The 20,803-nt window shown below is 62.1% G+C and carries 25 protein-coding genes and 1 tRNA gene; 12 read left to right on the top strand and 14 right to left on the bottom strand.

The window, feature by feature from the left end; all coding sequences use genetic code 11:
- The first annotated feature begins 54 nt into the window (after positions 1-54).
- The 4 genes from PTE30175_RS12785 (at position 55) to PTE30175_RS12770 (ending at position 2,528) form a co-directional block, all read left to right on the top strand.
- Positions 55-139, top strand: a tRNA-Leu gene (locus PTE30175_RS12785).
- Positions 140-394: 255 nt separating this feature from the next.
- Complete coding sequence (locus PTE30175_RS12780) at positions 395-757, top strand: DUF2946 domain-containing protein (protein ID WP_150697426.1); 363 nt, start codon at positions 395-397, stop codon at positions 755-757.
- Positions 758-901: 144 nt separating this feature from the next.
- Entirely contained in the window at positions 902-1,954 is a 1,053-nt protein-coding gene (locus tag PTE30175_RS12775; protein ID WP_420819631.1) for a transporter family protein, read from the top strand.
- 118 nt (positions 1,955-2,072) lie between these two features.
- Positions 2,073-2,528, top strand: a complete 456-nt coding sequence (locus PTE30175_RS12770) for a TlpA disulfide reductase family protein (protein ID WP_338044442.1) — start codon at positions 2,073-2,075, stop codon at positions 2,526-2,528.
- 11 nt (positions 2,529-2,539) lie between these two features.
- On the opposite strand, the gene PTE30175_RS12765 is transcribed toward PTE30175_RS12770, so the two are convergent.
- Genes PTE30175_RS12765 through PTE30175_RS12755 form a run of 3 tightly spaced genes read right to left on the bottom strand, consistent with a single transcriptional unit; the run spans position 2,540 to position 5,249 of the window.
- Positions 2,540-3,556 (bottom strand): ABC transporter substrate-binding protein, encoded by a 1,017-nt coding sequence (locus PTE30175_RS12765; RefSeq protein ID WP_150697423.1) that lies wholly within the window; start codon positions 3,554-3,556, stop codon positions 2,540-2,542.
- 52 nt (positions 3,557-3,608) lie between these two features.
- The gene (locus tag PTE30175_RS12760; RefSeq protein ID WP_150697422.1) at positions 3,609-4,478 is read right to left on the bottom strand and encodes an ABC transporter permease; all 870 of its coding nucleotides are present in this window, start codon (positions 4,476-4,478) and stop codon (positions 3,609-3,611) included.
- A 9-nt stretch (positions 4,479-4,487) separates the two neighbouring features.
- Positions 4,488-5,249 carry an ABC transporter ATP-binding protein gene (locus PTE30175_RS12755; protein WP_224788749.1) on the bottom strand — a complete coding sequence of 254 codons (762 nt, stop codon included), beginning with the start codon at positions 5,247-5,249 and terminating at the stop codon, positions 4,488-4,490.
- Positions 5,250-5,588: 339 nt separating this feature from the next.
- On the opposite strand from PTE30175_RS12755, the gene PTE30175_RS12750 reads away from it, so the two are divergent.
- A complete protein-coding gene (locus tag PTE30175_RS12750) occupies positions 5,589-7,130 on the top strand; it encodes a methyl-accepting chemotaxis protein (protein WP_150697421.1) in 1,542 nt (513 codons plus the stop codon).
- A gap of 64 nt (positions 7,131-7,194) precedes the next feature.
- Here PTE30175_RS12750 and PTE30175_RS12745 read toward each other — a convergent pair whose 3' ends face one another.
- Entirely contained in the window at positions 7,195-8,292 is a 1,098-nt protein-coding gene (locus PTE30175_RS12745; protein ID WP_150697420.1) for a saccharopine dehydrogenase family protein, read from the bottom strand.
- Positions 8,293-8,464: 172 nt separating this feature from the next.
- Between PTE30175_RS12745 and PTE30175_RS12740 the strand changes: the two genes are divergently transcribed.
- The 7 genes from PTE30175_RS12740 (at position 8,465) to PTE30175_RS12710 (ending at position 13,681) form a co-directional block, all read left to right on the top strand.
- Positions 8,465-8,926, top strand: coding sequence for an Lrp/AsnC family transcriptional regulator (locus tag PTE30175_RS12740; RefSeq protein ID WP_150697419.1), 462 nt, complete (start codon positions 8,465-8,467; stop codon positions 8,924-8,926).
- Between the two features lie 86 nt (positions 8,927-9,012).
- Positions 9,013-9,552, top strand: a complete 540-nt coding sequence (locus tag PTE30175_RS12735) for an iron transporter (protein WP_150697418.1) — start codon at positions 9,013-9,015, stop codon at positions 9,550-9,552.
- A 62-nt stretch (positions 9,553-9,614) separates the two neighbouring features.
- Positions 9,615-9,962, top strand: coding sequence for a cupredoxin domain-containing protein (locus tag PTE30175_RS12730; RefSeq protein ID WP_150697417.1), 348 nt, complete (start codon positions 9,615-9,617; stop codon positions 9,960-9,962).
- Between the two features lie 76 nt (positions 9,963-10,038).
- A complete protein-coding gene (locus PTE30175_RS12725; protein WP_150697416.1) occupies positions 10,039-10,875 on the top strand; it encodes an FTR1 family iron permease in 837 nt (278 codons plus the stop codon).
- Positions 10,821-12,266, top strand: a complete 1,446-nt coding sequence (locus PTE30175_RS12720) for a 4Fe-4S binding protein (RefSeq protein WP_420819630.1) — start codon at positions 10,821-10,823, stop codon at positions 12,264-12,266. The genes PTE30175_RS12725 and PTE30175_RS12720 overlap by 55 nt, the downstream gene beginning before the upstream one ends.
- A gap of 190 nt (positions 12,267-12,456) precedes the next feature.
- The gene (locus PTE30175_RS12715; protein WP_150697414.1) at positions 12,457-13,230 is read left to right on the top strand and encodes a YdcF family protein; all 774 of its coding nucleotides are present in this window, start codon (positions 12,457-12,459) and stop codon (positions 13,228-13,230) included.
- Between the two features lie 46 nt (positions 13,231-13,276).
- Positions 13,277-13,681 (top strand): GlcG/HbpS family heme-binding protein, encoded by a 405-nt coding sequence (locus PTE30175_RS12710; protein WP_150697413.1) that lies wholly within the window; start codon positions 13,277-13,279, stop codon positions 13,679-13,681.
- A gap of 166 nt (positions 13,682-13,847) precedes the next feature.
- Here PTE30175_RS12710 and hemP read toward each other — a convergent pair whose 3' ends face one another.
- From hemP to bfr, 10 genes are all read right to left on the bottom strand, one after another.
- On the bottom strand, positions 13,848-14,099 hold the full coding sequence (hemP, locus tag PTE30175_RS12705) for a hemin uptake protein HemP (protein ID WP_150697412.1): 252 nt from the start codon (positions 14,097-14,099) through the stop codon (positions 13,848-13,850).
- A 125-nt stretch (positions 14,100-14,224) separates the two neighbouring features.
- The gene (locus PTE30175_RS12700) at positions 14,225-14,695 is read right to left on the bottom strand and encodes an SRPBCC family protein (RefSeq protein ID WP_150697411.1); all 471 of its coding nucleotides are present in this window, start codon (positions 14,693-14,695) and stop codon (positions 14,225-14,227) included.
- A 54-nt stretch (positions 14,696-14,749) separates the two neighbouring features.
- A complete protein-coding gene (locus PTE30175_RS12695) occupies positions 14,750-15,157 on the bottom strand; it encodes an OsmC family protein (protein ID WP_150697410.1) in 408 nt (135 codons plus the stop codon).
- 136 nt (positions 15,158-15,293) lie between these two features.
- Positions 15,294-16,178 (bottom strand): pirin family protein, encoded by an 885-nt coding sequence (locus tag PTE30175_RS12690; protein WP_150697409.1) that lies wholly within the window; start codon positions 16,176-16,178, stop codon positions 15,294-15,296.
- Between the two features lie 230 nt (positions 16,179-16,408).
- The gene (locus PTE30175_RS12685; protein WP_150697408.1) at positions 16,409-16,831 is read right to left on the bottom strand and encodes an ExbD/TolR family protein; all 423 of its coding nucleotides are present in this window, start codon (positions 16,829-16,831) and stop codon (positions 16,409-16,411) included.
- A gap of 24 nt (positions 16,832-16,855) precedes the next feature.
- On the bottom strand, positions 16,856-17,599 hold the full coding sequence (locus tag PTE30175_RS12680) for a MotA/TolQ/ExbB proton channel family protein (protein WP_150697407.1): 744 nt from the start codon (positions 17,597-17,599) through the stop codon (positions 16,856-16,858).
- 27 nt (positions 17,600-17,626) lie between these two features.
- On the bottom strand, positions 17,627-18,352 hold the full coding sequence (locus PTE30175_RS12675) for an energy transducer TonB (protein WP_150697406.1): 726 nt from the start codon (positions 18,350-18,352) through the stop codon (positions 17,627-17,629).
- Between the two features lie 363 nt (positions 18,353-18,715).
- Positions 18,716-18,976, bottom strand: a complete 261-nt coding sequence (locus PTE30175_RS12670; protein WP_150697405.1) for a (2Fe-2S)-binding protein — start codon at positions 18,974-18,976, stop codon at positions 18,716-18,718.
- Positions 18,977-19,183: 207 nt separating this feature from the next.
- Positions 19,184-20,008, bottom strand: coding sequence for a glutamate racemase (murI, locus tag PTE30175_RS12665; RefSeq protein WP_150697404.1), 825 nt, complete (start codon positions 20,006-20,008; stop codon positions 19,184-19,186).
- 124 nt (positions 20,009-20,132) lie between these two features.
- Positions 20,133-20,612 (bottom strand): bacterioferritin, encoded by a 480-nt coding sequence (gene bfr, locus PTE30175_RS12660; protein WP_150697403.1) that lies wholly within the window; start codon positions 20,610-20,612, stop codon positions 20,133-20,135.
- Positions 20,613-20,803: the final 191 nt, after the last annotated feature.

The raw sequence follows: 20,803 nt of genomic DNA, 5'->3' as shown, positions 1-20,803 counted from the left end.
CATGATACTGAACTGGCCCGGTCTCGGCTCGGAATGTTAGAATGCGATCCCCTTGCCGGGGTGATGAAATTGGTAAACATAGCGGACTTAAAATCCGCCGCCTTCGGGCTTGCCGGTTCAAGTCCGGTCCCCGGCACCACTTGCTTGCGTAGTCCGAGCAAGCCTTTTCAGCTTTTCACAATCCTCGTTCAAGCGTTGCGAATGCCGATCCGTTGAACGTAGCGGCCCAAAAAGGCGAAATATCCCGTTCCACCCAGCCTGATGGAGGGCGTTTGCCCATGGGAGCCGTCCGACGCGTCTACCATAATCGTTATCAAGGCGCGCGCTGGTGCGCGCAAAATTCTGTACAGGCCCGCTATCCAAGGGATAGAATCGCGAAAAATTCTTACCCATCATGAAGCTCCGCGCTCGCAAACACACTGTTGCATGGCTTGGCCTGTTGGCCATGTTGCTCGTGGTTTTTGCGCCGCTTGTCAGCCAATTTATCGCCGCGCGGGCAGATCGGTCCGTCGGGATAATTTGCTCGACGGTCAAGCGCGAGGGCTCCGCCCCCGCGCATCAAGTATCACCGGACCCGCTGAGCGCATGTGGCTACTGTGACCTCCTGAGCCACCACGGGTTCGCCCCAAGCGTAACCCCTACGCGCATTGTGACCCGTGTTGTCGTGGCACGCGCACAGGTATCGGCACCGTTTGCATTAATCCCCTACGCCGCGTTTCCGTCCGGCCGTCCTCGTGGTCCTCCCGTCGTTTCCTGATCCCAGCTATTCGTGACACCGCGTCAATGCGCCCCGTGAAGGGGCGAGCGGGCATCCATTTGTCTTTCAGGACACAAGTGCGCACCTTCGCCGCGGGGGGGGGGTGTGCGTACATTTGCACCCATCGGAGAGGAAATCGTGCCGATCAAACAGAACATCCTGCTGCGCTGCGCACTGCCATTGGCCGTAAGCGTGGCACTACCTGCCACGGCGCATGCATGTGCCACTTGCGGCTGCTCCTTGAGCAGCGACGCCGCGATGGGCTATTCATCAGCGCCCGGCTGGCGATTCAGCCTGGAATACGTTTTCATCAACCAGAACCAGTTGCGCAGCGGCACAAGCGCGGTGCCGAATACGCAGCCGGCCGCTATCAACGATGCGGGCGGCAGCCAGGAGGTTGAACGCCAGACGATCAATCGATACGTCAATTTTGGCGTCAGCTACAGCCCGAGCGTGAATTGGAATTTCAGTGCGCTTATCCCTTACATCGACCGCAGCCATACCACGTACGGCAATGCCACCACTGACCAGCTCACGCCCGACAATCTGAGCGGTGCAACCAGCCAAGGCCTGGGAGACGTCAAGCTCATCGCCAGCTTCCAGGGCTTTCTGCCTACGCACAATCTTGGGGTGCAACTTGGCGTCAAGCTCCCCACGGGCCGCTACGGCGGTCAAAATGTCAACACCGGAGAGACCGTCGGGCGCAATCCGGTGTTCTTTTCGACCGGCCCCAACGCGAGCGCGGGCCAGGCGCTCGACACCAGCCTGCAGCCCGGCACTGGCAGCACTGACTTGATCGTCGGAGCGTACTACTACCAAGCGATCAGCCAGGACTTCGACGCCTTCATTAACGGGCAATTTCAGACCGCGGTCTCGGAACGTCTCAACCAGCCCGGTGCGGATTTCCGACCTGGCAATGTCGCCAACGTAAGCCTGGGTCTGCGTTATGAGGCCAACCCCAAGGTGGTACCGCAATTACAGATCAATCTCTATCGCAAGAGCCACGACCAAGGGGCCTTGGCCGACACCGGGAATACGGCGGGTACGGTCGTCTATCTCAGTCCCGGCATTACCGTTAGCGTTTGGAAAAACACACAGGTCTATGCGTTCGTGCAACGTGCGATGTATAGCAAGCTCGACGGGTATCAGTTGTTTCCCCGTTGGACGGGCAATGTCGGGGTGAGCTATGCATTCTAAGGCGCCACACTCCTTGCCGGCCCTCACGGATCCCGCGTTCTCTGCCTTCGCTGCGCGTCGCGCTTGGCTGCGCGCAGCCCTTGCGTTGTCGTTGGGGGCGGGCACTTCCGGCTGGCCCATGGCGGCACGCGCTAACGCGCTGTCGGTCGGACAACCCGCGCCGCCTTTGGAATTGCACACCCTGGATGGGCGCAGCATCAACACCCGCGAACTGCTCGGTAAAGTCGTCATCCTCACTTTCTGGGCGACCTGGTGCTCACCCTGCCTTGAGGAATTGCCGCTTTTGTCCGCCTACGCCGCCCGCCATGCCAATGAGGGTCTACAGGTCCTGGGCTTCAGTCTGGATGGGCCGGATGATCTGCCAGCGGTACGAAAATTCTCTTCCGGCTTGAGTTTTCCGGTTGGGCTACTGGGTAGCGCCTGGGCTGGCGGCTACGGGCGTATGTGGCGCATTCCGGTGAACTTCACCATCGACCGCGCTGGCCGCCTGGCCGACAATGGCTGGGACGACAAGTCCCCCGCGTGGACGGCCGAACGCCTGGAGCGCGTTGTCACTCCACTGCTGAGAGGGTAGGTGCCGCTGACTCAGCTGCCTTCTCGGCCTGCGAAATCCGCCACAAACAGATCTTGCCATTTCGCCGGAGTGATCGAGATCGTGCCCGTGCGTTTCATGAACTGTGCAATTTGCATGATGCCGTTGGGTGCGGTCGAAAACCGCGTATCGGGATCGGCCAACACCTGCTCGACCTCATCCTGTGACAACTTGATTTTTGACATGCGCAAATACGCTTCGGCGGCGCCCTTCCGATCCTTTTGAATATATGCGTTGGCCTCTTCCTGAGCCGCCATGATGGCTTTGACGAGCTTTGGGTTTTGGTCGGCGAACCGTTTCGATGCGAACACCATGTTGACCGTCAACGGACCGAGCACTTCCGTCGAATTGAGAACGCGCCGGATCTTCGGATCCTTCAACTCCTGATACGAAAACGGTGGCGACGCGAAATGTGCAGTCACCTCGGTCTTGCCTGATAACAGTGAAGCGACCGCTTCCGGATGGCTAAGCGTCACGGTCATCGGATCGAGCCTGGCATAGTTTTCAGCCCCGAAGGTCTTGGCCACGGCCATTTCCAGCAACACCGCAAGCGCCGTGGTTTTGGTGCCCGGTAGGGCGATCTTGTCCTTCGCAGTGAAATCCTTCAGGGATTTGACGTTGGGATTGTTCGTGTTGAGCCACACCGAACCCGTGCTCATCGCGCCGAGACCGATGACCGCAGAGCGGGGAACGTTGTGCGCCTTCGCCCACAGCGTTACGAAGCCGGCCGCGCCCGTGCCGGCAACGTCGATATTCCCGGCCAGCACTGCGTCATTGATCAAATTCCCGCCATCGATCACGGACCATTCCGATTTCACGTCGCCCAGCCCCATCTGCTTGGCATGCTTTTCGACCAGATGTTGGTCGCGCATTATCATTAGCGGCAGGTAAAGAATGCCGAAGCCGTGCGACAGCCTCACCGTGGAGACTTCGGCGTGGGCGACGTTGGTGAGCGCCAACGCGCCTAGCGTCAGGGCCAGAAGCAAACGGGAAAAAAGGCGGCGGGTCATGAGCTTGTCTCCGGTGATGAGGATATTCATGCGGGTAGTGCCAGCGCGACCGTCATTGCTGCATACCCCAGCGCTGCAGCGTGCGTTTCTCGATATTTGCGAACAGCAGATTTTCCACCAACAGGCCGATCATGATCACAAAGAACAGGCCGGAGAACACGTTGGCGGTCTCGAGTCGGTTGCGGTTCTCAAAGATATACCAGCCCAGGCCACCGGACCCGGACAATACGCCGAACATGAGTTCGGCTGCCAGCAACGTGCGCCAGGCGAATGCCCAGCCAACTTTGAGGCCCGTCAGAATACTGGGAAATGCGGCCGGGATCAGGATCGAGCGCACCAGCGCAAAGCGCTTCAAGCCATAGTTCTGGCCGACCATGCGCAGGGTAACGGACACTGCGCGAAAGCCGCTGTAGGTGTTCAGCGCCACCGCCCACAGCACCGAGTGCACCAGTACGAAGATGACGCTGCCGGTACCCAGGCCAAACCAGATCAGTGCCAGCGGCAGCAACGCAATCGCGGGCAGCGGATTGAACATCGAGGTGAGCGTTTCCAGAAAGTCATTGCCAAGTCGGGAACTGATCGCAATGGTGGTCAGCGTCGCGGCCAGCGCGATGCCGATGCCGTAGCCGACCAGCAAGGTCTTGAGGGACACGCCGGCGCGTTCCAGCAGGACGCCGCTACCGACGCCGGAGAGGAACGCGCTCACCGTCTCGCTGAAGCTGGGAAACAACAAGGGGTTGTCGAGCCAACGGCCATAGACTTCCCAGATCAGTGCCAGCACCAGCAGGATGACCGTTTTGCGGATCCAGCCGAGGCGATACAGGGATTCGAGTGGTGACAACGGGCGCTGTACCGACGACAGCTCGGCATGCGCCGGCGCCAGCAGGATTTCGGGCCGCACCACGGGGGTGACAGGTTTCATGAGAATCTCCTACTGGGCGAACAACAGGTGATCGATGTGCGCCTCGAGCGCGCTCTGGCGCGCAGTCCCCCGGTCTTCGGGGGCGATACTGTTGAGTTCGGCCTTGACCTGCCCCGGGGACGGCGACAAAAGCAGGATACGCGTGCCGACGCGAACCGCTTCCTCGATCGAGTGCGTAACAAACAGTACGGTAAACCGGGTGTCGTCCCACAGCCGCAGCAGTTCGTCCTGCATTTTGCGGCGCGTGAGGGCATCGAGCGCGGCAAACGGCTCATCCATCAACAGTACGTCCGGTTCCATCGCCATGCCGCGTGCAATCGAAACGCGTTGCTTCATGCCGCCCGACAAGGTATGGGGATAACTGTCGGCAAACGTTGCGAGTCCAACTTTCTCGATGTAGTGCGCCGCGCGCTCGGCCGCTTCGGCGCCGCGAAGACGCCGGCTCGCCTTCAGCGCGAACTCGACGTTTTGCCGGACGGTTTTCCACGGCAGCAACTGGTCGAATTCCTGGAACACCATCATGCGGTCCGGCCCCGGCTGCGTGACAATCTGGCCGTGCAGGCGAATCGCGCCCTCCACTGGCTGAAGATAGCCGCCGATGGCTTTGAGCAAGGTCGACTTGCCGCAGCCCGACGGCCCCAGCAAAATGAACCGATCCGCCGGATAGACGTTGAAACTGACCCGGGCAGCGGCAGTGACCAGGAAGCTGTCGGTCTTGTACTGGAGTGTCACGCGATCGATCGCAAGCAGCGGCGCGGGCACCCCGGGCATGGCGTCGGCGGTATTGGCCATCCTGTCGACCCCGATGCCCGGAGTGCTCTGGAAGCGTGTGACGGCCACGGCGGCCTCCTTGTCCTTATTCGTCCTTATTCGTTTATTAAAGGCGGGAAAACCGTTAGGTGACAAGTTTCTCCATGCGTCCCTGGCACCACGTCCTTTTGCCGACTGAGCACACCTGCCAGCGTACCGCTATAGTCCGCACTGCCTATGTTGGAATTTCCCCACCGCTCACATGGGCGCAACGTCGGCATGAGAAGATGCGCCGCGCCACGCCGGGCCCGGGCTGTACCGGACCCGCTGCGCGCGAATTTCCCGCACCTCGAACGCCCCATGAAGCTCAGCCTGAAACTTCCTCTCGCATTTGCGTCCGCGCTGGTCCTGATCGCCTCGGGTGCCTTGTACGGCATCTACACGCTGAACCAATCCATTGATGTCTACCGCACCACCGTACAGGACAACATGGCTGCCGAACGCGCCGTGGCCGTCATGCTCACCGAATTCAAGGTGCAGGTACAGGAATGGAAGGACACGTTGTTGCGCGGCAAGGATCCGGCGAAGCTCGACAAGCACTGGCAGGCGTTCCGGTCACGCGAGCAACGGGTTGGCGCGATGGCTGCCGACCTGACGGCCAAACTGCCCGAAGGTGAGAGTCGAACGCTGGTGAGGCAATTCGCCCAGGCGCACACCGTGATGGGGCAGGGATACCGCAAGGGGTTCGCCGCATTTCAGGCGGCAGGCTTCAACCCCTCCGTCGGCGATGCCCAAGTCGCGGGGATGGACCGAGAACCGGCAACACTGCTCGAACGTGCCGCGCGCAAAATCGCGGAAGACAGCGCGGGCGTGTCGGCCAAGGCCGCCGCAGACGCCGGTGATGCGACGATCGTCAGCCTCCTGCTCATGTTCGTCGTGTTCGTCACGGCGATGATTGGCGGCGTGCTGTTCAGCCGCACGGTGTCGCGCCCATTGCGAAATGCATTGCACTGCGCGCAAGCGGTGGCCAAAGGCGATCTGTCACTCGATTTCGAGGCGAAAGGGCGCGACGAGATCGGCGAGCTTTTGATCGCCCTGAGAGCCATGCAGGAGAAGCTGTCGGACGTCGTCGGCCATGTGCGGCAGAACGCGGAGGCTGTGGCGTCGGCCAGCGGGCAGATCGCCGCGGGCAATCTCAATCTGTCGACACGTACCGAAGAGCAGGCGGCGTCGCTGCAGGAGACGGCGGCGAGCATGGAGCAACTGACAGCGACGGTGCGTCAGTCGGCCGAGAACGCCCGGCAAGCGTCGGCGCTTGCCGGCGAGGCGTCCCGCACGGCGGCAAGCGGCGGCGGCATCATGGGACGCGTGGTCGACACGATGCAGGGGATATCGGCGAGTTCGGCCAAGGTCGGCGAAATCATTGCCGTGATCGACAGCATTGCATTCCAGACCAATATTCTGGCGCTCAATGCGGCGGTGGAAGCGGCGCGGGCCGGCGAGCAGGGGCGCGGTTTTGCCGTGGTCGCGGGCGAGGTAAGGGCGCTTGCGCAGCGCAGCTCTACCGCCGCGCGCGAAATCAAGACGCTCATCGAACAGTCGGCCGCGCGTGTCGAGGACGGGACCGCGCTCGTCGACAACGCGAGCGGCACGATCCGGACGGTTGTCGATGCCGTGCAACGTCTGGCGGCCATTGTCGCAGCGATATCGACGGCCTCGCATGAACAAAGCACCGGCATCGAACAGGTCAACACGGCCGTCTCGCAGATGGACGAAGTCACGCAGCAGAATGCCGCGCTTGTCGAAGAGGCATCCGCCGCCACGCAATCCCTTGCGGCACAGGCCGGATCGCTGCGTGCCGCCGTCGCGGTATTCACGTTGCGCGATCGGGCGCTCGCCTGACACCCGGCGGGTCATTTGCCCGCGCGCGCCGGTCCGGCAGCGCGCATGGCGGACGCCGCACGCGTTACGACAGCGACTCGATACGGGTGGAATGCGCGTACACCTGGCCGAAACGGTTGGCGAGGAAGTCAGGCAGGGCGATCTGCTCCTGGCGGATGAAGCCGTGCGCGGGCAGTTGGCCGCCAAAGAACATGTCGACGGCCGCGCACACGGCGGAGGCGGTCGTGATCTGAATCGCACTCGCGCTATGTCCGTTGTTGCGCTCCGCGAAGATCTTGCGCGCAAAGACTTCCTGCGTGAGCACGCCACTGCGCAGGCCGCTGACCACCACGAATACCAGCACCACGTCCTGCAATGTGCTCGGCACCGAGCGCTTGAGTATCGTCTTGAGCGTTTCCTGATCGTCCTTCAGGCGCAACTCACTGAGTAATACTTTCATCAACGCGCCATGCCCCGGGTAACGCACCGACTTGTAGTCGAGATCGCGTACGCGGCCCGCCAGTGTTTCGCACAGCGTGCCGAGACCGCCGGACGTGTTGAAGGCTTCGTACTCGACGCCGTCGAGCGAGAAATGTTCGAGGTCCTCAAGCGGCTGCACGGTGAGCCGCACACCGTCGCGAATGGCCTCGCACGGCTGGCAATACTCGTTGATGAGCCCGTCGACGCTCCATGTCAGGTTGTATTTCAACGCGTTGGTGGGGAATGCCGGGAGCGCGCCCACACGCATCTTGACCGATTCCACCTCGTCGAACGTCGCGGCGAGATGATGCGCGGCGATCGCGATGAAACCGGGGGCGAGACCGCACTGCGGCATCAACGCCGTATTCGCGCCTTCGGCAAGTTGCGCGATGGCGTGGGTGGCGGCGACGTCTTCCGTCAGGTCGAAATAGTGACAACCGGCCGCGACGGCTGCCGTGGCCGCGCTCGTCGCCATGGTGTATGGCAGGGCGTTGATCACGGCGTCATGACCGGCGAGCGCCTGGCGCAAGGCCGGTGCATCGCTGCCGGGCAGCGTCAACACCGCGTCGGCGTGCGGCGCGACGCGCGCGAGCGCTTGTGCGCTGCGGTCGAATACAGTGACACGGTAGTCTGCGCTGTCATGCAGCAGCCGGGCGATGGTTTGCCCGATGTGACCGGCGCCGAGAAGGGCGATTTTCTTCATGTTGGTCTCCCTTGAATGTTGCGTGTTGTCGATGCTTCGATTCTAGGGAATCGGGTTGTTGAAATGTAGCGTGATTGCGTCGAACTATCCGATAGAATTGTCGTATCGACGAAAATTTTCGTCGAATCGTATCGCTGGCAACGCAAAGCCAGTCGCCATCAGGAGCGCCCCCATGACCCTCGCCACTGCCCCGCTCGATGAACTTGACCGCAACCTGCTTGCATTGCTGCGCGTAAATGCCCGGGAGAGCGCGGCCAACCTGGCGCGGCGGCTCGGCGTTGCCCGTACCACGGTCCTGGCCCGCCTGACGCGTCTCGAACGCACGGGCGTGATCGCCGGATACACGGTCAAACTGGGGCAAGATGCCGCCGGCGGCGGACTTCAGGCATGTGTCGGCATCAGTCTGCAACCGCGTGCGGGGCGCGATGTGTTGCGGCGATTGAACAAAATGCCGGAAGTCCATCTGCTGTGCACGGTCAGCGGCGAATTCGACTACGTCGCATGGCTGCACGCGGCCTCGCCCGATCAGCTCGACGCATTGCTCGACGAGATCGGTGACATCGACGGCGTGACCAAAACGACGACCTCGGTCGTGCTGGCCCGCAAGATCGACCGTGGCGGCGTGCTGCCGTAATCCCGTAAACGTTTGTCTCCACAGGATGAAAGTGCTAAACTTATTGAGAATGGTTTGCATTAAGTTCTAATTCTCGTGGAGTCTCTATGCGCTTGAAATCCCTCGTGGCAGCGGTGCTGCTCACCGGCGCCGCTGTTGCGGCGCAGGCTGCTGAATATCCGATCGGCAAGCCGCAGCACGCTAACGGCATGGAAGTTGCGGCCGTGTACCTGCAGCCGATCAAGATGGAACCCGAGGGCATGATGCGCAAGGCGGAGTTGTCCGATATCCATCTGGAAGCGGACATCAAAGCCGTCAAGGACAATCCCAATGGTTATGCGGAAGGCGATTGGGTGCCGGCCCTGGTCGTGAAGTACGAACTGAAGAAAGCCGGCTCCAACAAGGTTATCTCGGGCGATCTGATGCCGATGGTCGCAAGCGATGGTCCGCACTACGGCGACAACGTGAAGCTCGACGGCCCGGGCAAGTACACGCTGAAGCTGACCGTGCAGCCGCCGTCGGCCGATCCGCATACGCATTTCGGTCGTCACGTCGACAAGGAAACCGGCGTGGGCCCGTGGTTCAAGCCGTTCCAGACCAGCTATGATTTCACGTTCGCCGGTGTCGGCAAGAAGGGCGGCTACTAAGCGACCCGCATGTACTGCAGCGTTGGCCATTGGCCAGCGCTGTTTTCGTTTGGAGTGGATGAATGAATCAGCGCATCGCGCGCCTCGTGTCGACGACCGCAGCCCTGTTCGCATTGGGCGGTTTGGCGCCGGCGCACGCCGCCGACCTGCCGACTTTCAAGCTGGAAATGAAGGACGGCGTGCTCAATCCGGCGCGCATCGAAGTGCCGGCCGGCACGCGTATCAAGATCGAAGTGTTCAACACGGGCACCTCGGCCGTGGAGTTCGAGAGTATTCAGCTGCGCAAGGAAAAGGTGCTCGCGCCGGGGGCACAGTCGTTTGTCGTGATCGCACCGCTGCAACCGGGCGAGTACAAGTTCTTTGACGATTTTCACATGCAGACCGCACAGGGCGTGATTGTCGCCAAGTAAGTCGGGTATGGCTTTTAGCGAGGGCGCGGATCGTCGAATACGACCGCGCAGGTAGCGAACTAGTAGGGGTAATTCGATGGGTCAGGTCATGTTCATCGTCTGGCGCGAAAGCGTCGAGGCATTGTTGGTCGCCGGCATTCTCCACGCCTGGCTGGCCAATCCCGAGCACGGCGCGCGCAAGGGATTGCCGTACCTGTGGGCCGGTGTTGCCATCGGCGTTCTTGCCGCTGTCGGTCTCGGCGCTGCGTTGGTGGGTTTCACCGAGGTGCTGTCGGGCGATGCGCAGGATTATTTCCAGACCGCGATGGTGCTGGTCGCCGCCGTGCTGATCGTGCAGATGGTGTTCTGGATGCGACGGCACGGCCGCACGCTCAAGCGTGACATGGAGTCGTCCCTCAAGAAGAGTCACGACGACGCCAACTGGTGGGGCGTGCTGGTGCTGGTGGCGCTGGCCATCGCGCGCGAAGGCAGCGAGACGGCCATCTTCCTATATGGCATCGGTTTCGGCCAGTCCGGCAGTGTGCCGATGTCGCTGTGGCTCGCCGTGCTGATTGGCCTTGGTCTTGCGATCCTCACCTTCTGGTTGCTGCAACTGGGGGGCAGGATTTTCTCGTGGCGCCTGTTCTTCAAGGTCACGGAAATCATGCTGCTGTTCCTGGCGGCCGGCCTGCTGATGTTCGGTCTCGACAAGCTGATATCGCTCGATCTGGTGCCACCGATCGTCGATCAGGTGTGGAATATGTCGGCACTGCTCGATGACGCCAGCCCGTTTGGCAATCTGGTCGCCATCCTGACCGGCTATCGCGCCCATCCGGCCTTGATGAACCTGGTCGTCTACGCCGTGTACTGGGTCTTCATCTGGGGCCTGCTGCGCCATGCCGCCGCACCGGCCAAACAGGCGAAGACAGCATGAGCATCGCGGTTCCCGTCCCCGCGTTTGTGCCGCGCGTCGGACTGTGGATGCAACGCCACGGGAATTGGATCCGTGGCGTGCAATGGGTCGTGGTCCTCGCCTACGCATTCCTGATCGGGGTGCCGGTGTTCCTGCCGCTGCCCGACGAGACGGCGCACATCTGGACCCACCTCACCGTCTTTGCGCAATTCGTGTTCTGGGGTATCTGGTGGCCGTTCGTGCTCATCAGCATGGTGTTGTTGGGGCGTGTCTGGTGCGGCGTGCTGTGTCCCGAAGGCACGCTTTCCGAGTTCGCGAGCCGTCATGGCCGCGGCTGGGCGATTCCGCGCTGGATGCGCTGGGGCGGCTGGCCGTTCGTGGCATTTGCCGGCACCACGCTGTACGGGCAGATGGTGTCCGTCTACCAATATCCGAAAGCCGTGCTGCTGGTGCTCGGCGGCTCGACCGTCGGCGCCATGGTGGTCGGCTATTTCTACGGCCGCGACAAGCGTGTCTGGTGCAAGTACCTGTGCCCGGTCAACGGCGTGTTCTCGCTGCTGTCCCGCCTCTCGCCGTTCCATTTCAAGGTCAACGAAGCCGCCTGGCGTGCGTCGTACCACACCAATGGACGCAAGATCATTCCGGTCAATTGCGCGCCGCTCGTGCCGCTGCGTAATATGAAGGGCGCGGCCGACTGCCACATGTGCGGCCGCTGCGCCGGACACCGCGGTGCGATCGCGCTGGCGGGCCGCTCGCCGTCGGAAGAGATCGTCACGTTCGGCGACAAGGACCACAACAGCCTCTGGGACAGCACGCTGCTGATGTTCGGCCTGCTCGGCGTCGCGATCGGCGCGTTCCACTGGACGGTGAATCCATGGTTCGTCTACGTCAAGGAGATGCTCGCGACCTGGCTGATCGATCGCAACATCATGTGGCCGTTCGAGACCAACGCGCCGTGGTGGGTGTTTACCAACTACCCGGCGCAGAACGATGTCTTCAGCTGGCTCGATGGCGCGCTCGTCGTCGCTTACATTCTGGGCAACGGGTTGGTGCTCGGTCTTGCGTTCAGTGCGATCTTCGCCGTGACGAACCGTGCGATGGGCCCCTGGCGCACGGCGCGTTTCAACCATCTCGTGCAAGCCCTGATCCCGATCGCGGGCGCTGGCGTGTTCATCGGTCTGTCCGCCACCACGATCAATCTCCTGCGCGCCGAGCATCTTCCGGTCGGGTGGGCCAACGATGTGCGCGCGGCGATTCTGGCGGCCACCACGCTCTGGAGCCTGTGGCTTGGCTGGCGCGTGACAGGACGCCACGCGACATCATGGTTGCGCCGTGTTGCCGGCATGACCGGTATCGTGGCAGCGCTGGCGCTCGTCAACTGGCTCTGGCTGCTGATGTTCTGGCTCTGGTAATCGGGTCCGGGGAATGCGAGTTATCTGCGAAAGCGGCCTTCATTCAGGCCGCTTTTTTCATGGCATGCCGCCGTGCAGGCGTATGTCGTGGCTATCGACATAAGAAATATCATAGACAACTGATGCGCCGCGTATCCCGGTCCAGTACACTCGACGGATGTTTACCGACTGGCTTGTCCGAAATCTCGTTGTGAGCTTGTTTCTCCCGCCGGCCAATGTGATCGTGCTTGGCCTGCTGGCGATCGCCGTGGTGCGGCGCCGGCCGCGCGTGGGGCGCGGGTTGGCCGTGCTCGCCATGGTCGCACTGTGGCTGCAGGCGGCGCCGCGCGTGGCGGACGAAATCGAGCGCGGCCTGCGGGTGGCGAAGCCGCTTGATCCGGCGGCGCTCGACCGCGCGTTTGCCGCGAGTGCAGCGAATGCCGGAAATGCCGACCAGACACTGCCGCAAGCCATTGTCATTCTCGGCGGCGGCATCGAGACCGAGGCCGCGGAGTACGGAGATGCGCAGAGCGCCAATCTGAACCGTTATTCCCTCGAGCGTACCCGCTACGCCGCGTTTCTGGCGCGTCATACCCATTTGCCGATACTGGTCTCCGGCGGCGCGCCGAGCGGCTTTCCGATTGCCGAAGCGAAACTGATGCAGAACGCGCTCGAACAGGAGTATGGTTTGCCGGTGCGCTGGGTGGAAGCGCAATCGGGCAACACGGCGCAAAATGCGGCCTTCAGTGCAGCGATGCTGACGAACAGCGGCATCACGCGGATCTATCTCGTGACCCATGGCTGGCACATGCGCCGGTCGATCGAGCATTTCCGGCGTGTCGGGTTGACCGTTATTCCGGCGCCCTGTGGCTTCGGCCGTCCCCTCGATGCCGAAACCGCTTCGGGCCTGTGGCCGACGTTGGCCGGGCTCCTGCAGACGCGCAACGCGATGCGCGAATGGATGGCGATGGCCGTCGGCCATTGATTACCTGTGATTTGTTTTCCTCACCTGACGTAGAGAGAGTCTTTGTATGAAAACCAAACCCGTACTGACCGCTGCCGACGTGCAGGCCATCAACGCTGCTGCCGTCGCCGAAGCTGCTGCCAACGGCTGGAATGTGTGCATCACGATCGTCGACGACGGCGGTCATGCCCTGTCGATGTTCCGTATGGATGGCGCCGCGCCGAGCACTGCCATGGTGTCGTTGGGCAAGGCGCAAACGGCCGCCGTCGGACGAAAGGAAAGCGGCGCGTTTGAAAAGATGATCAATGAAGGCCGCTATGCGTTCCTGAGCGCGCCGTTTACGGCGATGCTCGAAGGCGGTGTGCCCATCATCGTGGATTCGCAGGTGATCGGGGCGGTCGGCGTCTCGGGCGTGCAGTCGTCGCAAGACGCGCAGATCGCCAAGGCCGGGATCGCCAAGTTGGTGGTCTGACAAAAAGCGGCATGGCTGGCGCGCAACGCAGGTAGAGAGGGGCTTGCCGTAACTACATGGGATTGCGTTGCGTTCGCTGGCTACTGCCAAACACCTCTGAGAGGTGGTCCCCACAAAACTCGGTGAAGCCGGCTGCGCCGCATCTGCGCGCAGCCGGCAAAATTCGTTACTTGGTCAGGATCAGCTTGCCGTAGCGTGTGGCGCGCAGCTGGTACGTCTGACCGTTATGCAGGATATTCACGCACTGTGTGCCCTGCAGCAGGTGTTCGCTTGTCAGCGCACGGCCGTTTGCGCGGTTGCCGACATGCACCGGCTTGGCTGACACTTCGGCGGTCGCGTTGCTGCGCGACACTGAAAGGGTGCGGCGCGGCGCGGTGGCCGAAGTGGCCTGGCGTCCTGGCGTGTGGTTCAAGCTCATGTCGCTTTCCGTGTGGCTGACTGTGAGGTGAATATTAAATGAGAATCATTCCCATTTAAATTTGAATTTGGCTATGTGGATTTCATCCGCCATAGCCCTTTGCTAACTGTGTTGCCAGAGGCGCGTCAGCCCAGCCGGCCGCCTTCGCCGAGTTCCCGGATACGCCGTACGGTATCGAGGTCGGCTTCCCGGTAGGCCGACTTCACGAATTCGCTGTAGCGGGGATCGCCCGGCGTCTGTACTTCCGACAGCGTGGTCGAATACGTGAAGCGCACGAACAGGCGGTGTTCGGATGGTTCCTCGATGGTCATGGTGAGCGTGCCGCCGGCATGCTCATCGGTGGCAGCAGTTTCATAGCGCACCGATTGCAGCGGCGTGAGCACGACGCGGTCGAGGATGGTCGCCTGGCCGAATCGCAACTCGCGCTCAAGCGTTGCCCCTACGCGCTTGTGGATGATGCATTCATCCAGGCCCAGCACGAACATTTCCGGCTGTTCGGCGCGCAGCACAAGGCCTTGCCAGAGTTGCTCGCGGGTCAAGGCCAAGGTCAGCGGGTTCAGGAGGTCATTGACCTCGATCAGGTGTTCGTACTGCAAGATTTCCCCTTAAAGCGTCGGTGCAACATTGCCGCGCGACGGGCGCGGCGGATATCAGGTGGTCAGCGCGGTGTCGATGGCGATCGTGCCCGACAACACCTTGTGAATCGGGCATGCATTGGCCACTTCCAGCAGGCGATCGCGTTGTTCTTCGGAGAGGGTGCCTGTCACGACGATGTGCCGCCTGATTTGCGTGCCGCCGCCGGCCGGCTTGCCTTCCGGATTCATGCTCAGTGTAACTTCCACGTTTTCCAGCGGCCATTCCTTGCGCCGCGCATACATTTGCAAGGTGATCGACGTGCACGCGCCCAGGCTCGACAGCAGCAGCGCCGACGGCACCGGGCCGAGATCGGCGCCGCCAATGTCAGCCGGTTCATCGGCTTTCCACTGGTGTGTGCCGTCGGAGAGCAGGGTTGTAAAGCCGGTGCGGCCCAGGTGGGCGGTGACGGTCGATTCGGCCATGAAAGGCTCCTGAAAGTGCACAGCGCGTTGGCGGTGTGCATGAATGGATCATACGGCGGAAACAAAACGGCCGTCGTCGCAGCGTTTCGCCCGGACGACGACCGCCGATGGCGACATTGTCGCCCAAATCCGGGATTCAGGCGCGGATCTGGCCCATGCGTCCGGCCTGGAAATCGAGGATGGCCTGACGGATTTCGTCTTCGGTATTCATGACGAACGGGCCGTAGCGTGCGACGGGTTCGTTCAGCGGCCGGCCGCCGATGAGCAGGAACGACAGCGGTGCATCGCCGTCGTTGCGCACGGTCAAGTCAACACCGTCGTGGTCGAACACGACCATCTGGCGTGCATGAGCGCTCAACGCTTGCGCGCCGAAGCGGCCGGTGCCCTCGATGACGTATGCGAATACGTTGAAGTCCGCAGGCACCGCGTGTTCGAGCACGCCGCCCGGTTGCAGCGTGAAGTGCTGGTAGAGAATCGGCGTACGCGTCTTGATGGCTGCACGTGTCCCGAGGGCCTCGCCCGCGATCACGCGCACGGAGACTTTGCCGTCCCGGCTCTGCGCGGTCGGAATGTTGGCCGCCGGCAATTCCTGATAGCGCGGCGCCATCATCTTGTCGGTTCGCGGCAGGTTCACCCAGAGCTGAAATCCGTGCATGGCGCCGCCGGATTGCTGGAATGCCTGCGAAGGCATTTCCGAGTGGACCACGCCGGCGCCTGCGGTCATCCATTGCACGTCACCCGGCGTCAGCCGGCCGGCATGGCCGCGCGAGTCCTTGTGCTCCAATTCACCGGCAAGCAGATACGTGACGGTTTCGAAGCCGCGATGGGGGTGATCCGGGGCGCCCTTGGCATTGCCGGGAGCGATTTGCATCGGACCCATCTCGTCGAGCAGCAGGAACGGATCGAAGTCCGCCAGCATGCGCGTCGGAAAGGGGCGATTGACGTGGAAGCCGGCCCCCTCCTGCGTCTGGGCGGCGGTGAAGACGCGCGAGACCGTGCGGCCGGTTTGCGGGTTGCTCATGAGACGATTCTCCTTGTGGGGCCCGCACCCGCGATGGGCGCGGCGAAGTCCATGTCACGACTATATCGGGACGGCCCCCACGGTGATTAGCCCCCGTGCACAGGAAGGATTGTTGCGGGATTGGAACAATCGGCGGCAAAGTTTCTGGATTCGGTGCCGGCAGATCCGTAAACGAAAACGCGCGGCCCGGGAATGGGCCGCGCGTCTGGAACGTCTCGCGACGCCCGGCGTTACTTCCGATTGGGCTCCGTTACGAAGCCGAGCTTCGTCAAACCCGCTGACTGCGCGTCGGCCAGCACCTTCGCCACGCTTTCGTAGCGCACATTCTTGTCGGCAAACAGATGCAGTTCCGGTTGAGGCTCGGCATGCGCTGCCGCCGTGATGCGATCGTGCAGCGTGGCGTCGTCGATCGGCTGTTTGTCCCAGAAGATCTTGCCGTCGGCCTGGATCGACACATCGATCTTGGTCGGCTTCGTCTCTTCCGGCCGGCTGCTTGCCTGCGGCAGGTCGAGCTTGACGGCGTGGTTGAGGACCGGCAGCGTCACGATGAAGATGATCAGCAACACCAGCATGACGTCTACCAGCGGCGTCATGTTGATCTCGCTCATCATCCCGTCATCGGTGTTGTCGTCCCCGTAAGAACCCATGGCCATGGCGAACTCCTTGCGTCGGCGGACTTAGTTGGTGCTCGCCGGATTCGGCTTGCGCACCGGCGTCACGTTGCCGACGGCGGCGAATTGCGTCGAATGCAGGCTCGCGCCGGTTACGAAGTATGCGTGCAGGCTGTGTGCGAAGCGGTTCAGCTTCATCAGCAGGCTCTTGTTGCCGCGCGTCAGCGCGTTGTAGCCGAGCACCGCCGGAATCGCCACGAACAGGCCGAATGCCGTCATGATCAGGGCTTCACCGACCGGACCCGCGACCTTGTCGATCGTCGTCTGGCCCGAGGCGCCGATGGACAGCAGCGCGTGATAAATGCCCCACACCGTGCCGAACAGCCCGACGAATGGCGAGGTCGAGCCGATTGACGCCAGGACGGCGAGGCCGCTCTGCAGATGAGAGACGGTGTCGTCCACCGAATTCTTCAGGCAACGCGTGATCCAGTCGCTGATGTCCATGCGGTCATGCAGATGCGGCTGGCTTTGACGGTGATGTTCCGCGGCATCCTGGCCGGCGAGAGCCAGCGCGAGGAACGGATTGTAGCCGCGCACTTCGCCGAGCTGCTGCATGCCGGCGGCAAAATTCTCCGAGTGCCAGAACTGCTGCTCGGCGTTCTTCGTGACGCGGCCCAGACGGAACATCTGCGTGCCCTTGATGATGATGACAGTCCAGGACAGCACCGACATGACCAGCAGCACGATCGCGATGGCGCGGGTGACAAAGTCCCCCTGCTCCCAAACGTGGCTCAAACCATACTCTTGCATTTTGCGTTCCTCGGAAGTGCGCGTTCGTTAATCGCTGATACGGAAGTTATACGGCTTCACTGCGGCGGCCGACACGACGCGCCCGCCGGACACGGGCGGCTTGCAGCGAATGGCCAGCGCCGCATCCTTGGCGGCCTGGTCGAGACGCGCGAAGCCGCTCGACTTGACGACCGATGCGCTCGACACTACGCCGCGTTCGTCGATGATCATGCGAATCTGCACCGTGCCTTCCTCGCCGATGCGACGCGACTGGGTCGGATAGACCGGCACGCGCTCGTCGCAGCTCACTTTCAATCCTTCGACCGGCCCCGACGGCGCTGGTGCGACCACAGGCGGCGCCACCGGCGCCGGCGGCGCAGCATCCTTCACCGGCTCGGCCGGTGCGGTCGGCGCGGTGGGCGCCGGCGGTGTCTCGGGCGCCGCCTTCTGCGTGATCGTGTTCTTCGGCTGCACGCGCGGCTTCGGGGGCGGCGTCGCCGTCGCCACCTGCGGCTTGGGCGGCTCCGGCTGCGGCTTGGGCAGCGCGGGCGTCGGCTGCGGCGCCGGTGGCAGCGGAATGATCGTCGCGGTAAACGTTGTGGGTTCGATCGTGGCCGGGGCGGGTTTGTTCAAATGGGCGAGGCCGAACAGCGCTGCCAGGTGCGCGGCGACGATCACGCCCACGACCGTCATCGTACGCGGCGAAAACAGGGAATCCTGCATGGTATCGCGGGCCGGCGCCAACGCCAGGGTTACGGGGGGCACAGTCGACATATTAACGGCTTGGCGGCGCGCGCAAAGACTCCACGGCGGAAATCAGGTGACCGATCAACGGAAAACCGCGCCCGTGAGGCGCGGTCGGTACGACGTGCGATCCGTCAGCAAACGCAGACGTCATCTGCGAAACAGGAAAAAGGATATGCATAACGTCGAGACAAAGCCAATCAGGAGTTCCATCTCACACCTCCGCAAGATGTCGAACGAGTCGCTGGCTGGCGCATGGCAGCACGTATGCGGGCGCCCATGGCTGGCTGGTGACCGCTGCATTCACTGCCGCAGCGGCATGAAACGGGGGATTGCGATGCGACGCAGCGATAACGGTGCGCCCGACCGACGTGGAGAGCGCCTGGCCGTATCTTACGCCGCCAGAGCGAGTTCCTGCATGACCACGACCTGCGTGGCTGTGTCACCTGCATCGACCGAACTGCACGCGCCGCCACAACCACGGCCACAGCACGACGGCACGCCGTCGAGCATTTCCTGCACGTACGGACCGCACTTGCCGCAGCAAAGCGCAACGCCCAGATCGATCTGAAGATCTTCCAGCGAATTGGCGCCCGCCTCGAGACACGCCTTGATCTGGCGGTCGGAAACGGACTTGCAGACGCAAACGATCATAGCCAAGAACCAAAATGTAACACTAATGAGAATAATTATTATTTAAGTCGCGAGGTTTTGCAAGAGGGAAAATGCGTTTCCGCACCAAATCCAGGGTCTTTTTTCGCGTTTTTTTATTGAAAAAAACGATGGCAAGTCGTTGATTTATAGGGGATAGGTATGGCGCGGCCCAAGTGCGGGCGTTCGGCGCCCGGGCACGCGCGTGCGCTAAGCGCTGACGCCTTCGATCGTGACGGTGTGGACTTCCGAGGCCTGCGCAAGCAGGCGGTCGGCCATGGTCTGCAAGGCGGAGGCCCCCGCCGTCGTGCACAGCGTCAGTGTGCCAGGCGCTGCCAGAGGCGTGCTTTCTGCTGCCGTCAGGCCGTTGGCTGCCAGCTGTCGCGCCAGCTGCCGGGCGATGGCCGCCCCGGTGTCGACGAGCGTGAGCCGGTCGCCCGTCAGCTTGCGGATGGCGGGGATCAGGAACGGGTAGTGGGTGCATCCCAGCACCAGCGTGTCGACACCCTGATCGAGCATCGGTGCGAGATAGGTCTGAAGCAGACTCATCACCTCGGGCGAATCGATGTCGCCTGCCTCGATGCATTCGACGAGTCCGTGGCCCGGCTGGCACAGGAAACGCCGCCCTTCGTTGGTATGTTCAGCAAGCAAGCGCTGGAATTTTTGACTGCGCAGCGTCGCTGCCGTGGCCAATACGCCGATCACGCCGCTTCGGCTCGCCTGAGCTGCCGGCTTGATGCCGGGTTCCACGCCGATCACCGGCCATTCGGCCTGCGCGCGCAAGGCGGCGATGCCATGGGCCGTCGCCGTATTGCACGCGACCACCAACGCCTTGGCGCCTTGCGCGCGCAGCCAGTCGCCGATCGCGACGGTCCGCGCCGAGAGGAACGCATCGGTGCGCTCGCCATAGGGCGCGTAGCGCGAGTCGGCGCAATAGATCAGCGGCGCATGGGGCAGCAGGCTGCGGACTGCCTGCAGAACGGACAGGCCGCCCAGTCCGGAATCGAAGATACCGATGGGCGAATTGGCGGGCATGTTGTTGGCGTGGTCGTGAAAGTGGCGAACCGAAGGGCGTAAGTCGCCCGAGCACCGGCTCGCACCATAAAAAAGGGCCGGCGTTTTGCCGGCCCATGCATTCTATCGTAAAGCCTCGCTGTGCTCAGCCTTCGAGGGAGGTCATGCCCGACTGCTGATAGTTCTGAAGCCCGACCTTCTCGATCAGTTCGATCTGCGTTTCCAGCCAGTCGATGTGTTCTTCCGTGTCATGCAGGATTTCGTTGAAGATTTCGCGCGAGACGTAGTCATGGACCTTCTCGCAATAGGCGATACCTTCCTTGCAGGTCTTCTGGGAAATCATCTCCAGCTTCAGGTCGCAGCCAAGGATTTCCTTGGTGTCTTCGCCGATGAGGAGCTTGTGCAGATCTTGCAGATTGGGCAGGCCATCGAGCATGAAGATGCGCTCGATCAGTTTGTCCGCGTGTTTCATTTCACCGATCGACTCGTCGTACTCGTGCTTGCCGAGCTTGTCGAGGCCCCAGTGGTTGTACATGCGCGCATGCAGAAAGTACTGGTTGATCGCCGTCAATTCGTTCTTCAACTGCTCATTGAGCAGTTCGATGACTTTCTTATCGCCTTTCATTTTCTTTTTCCTGAAGGATTCATGTTCCGAGCCGTTCAACGATAGCCTGAAATGGCCGGAAAGCCAAGCCCCGCAAGGCTTTTCGCGAACCGAGGGGAGAATGGTAACGCGACTTGTTCGTATTGCGATGCGTCGGCTTCGAGGCGCAAAAGCGACAAAAAAATGGCCCGGAACTTCCGGGCCATGATGTT

The organism is Pandoraea terrae, assembly GCF_902459695.1.
In the GTDB taxonomy this organism is placed as follows: domain Bacteria; phylum Pseudomonadota; class Gammaproteobacteria; order Burkholderiales; family Burkholderiaceae; genus Pandoraea; species Pandoraea terrae.
The sequence above is the reverse complement of the archived record's forward strand: the minus strand, read 5'-3'. Positions and strand labels throughout refer to the sequence as shown.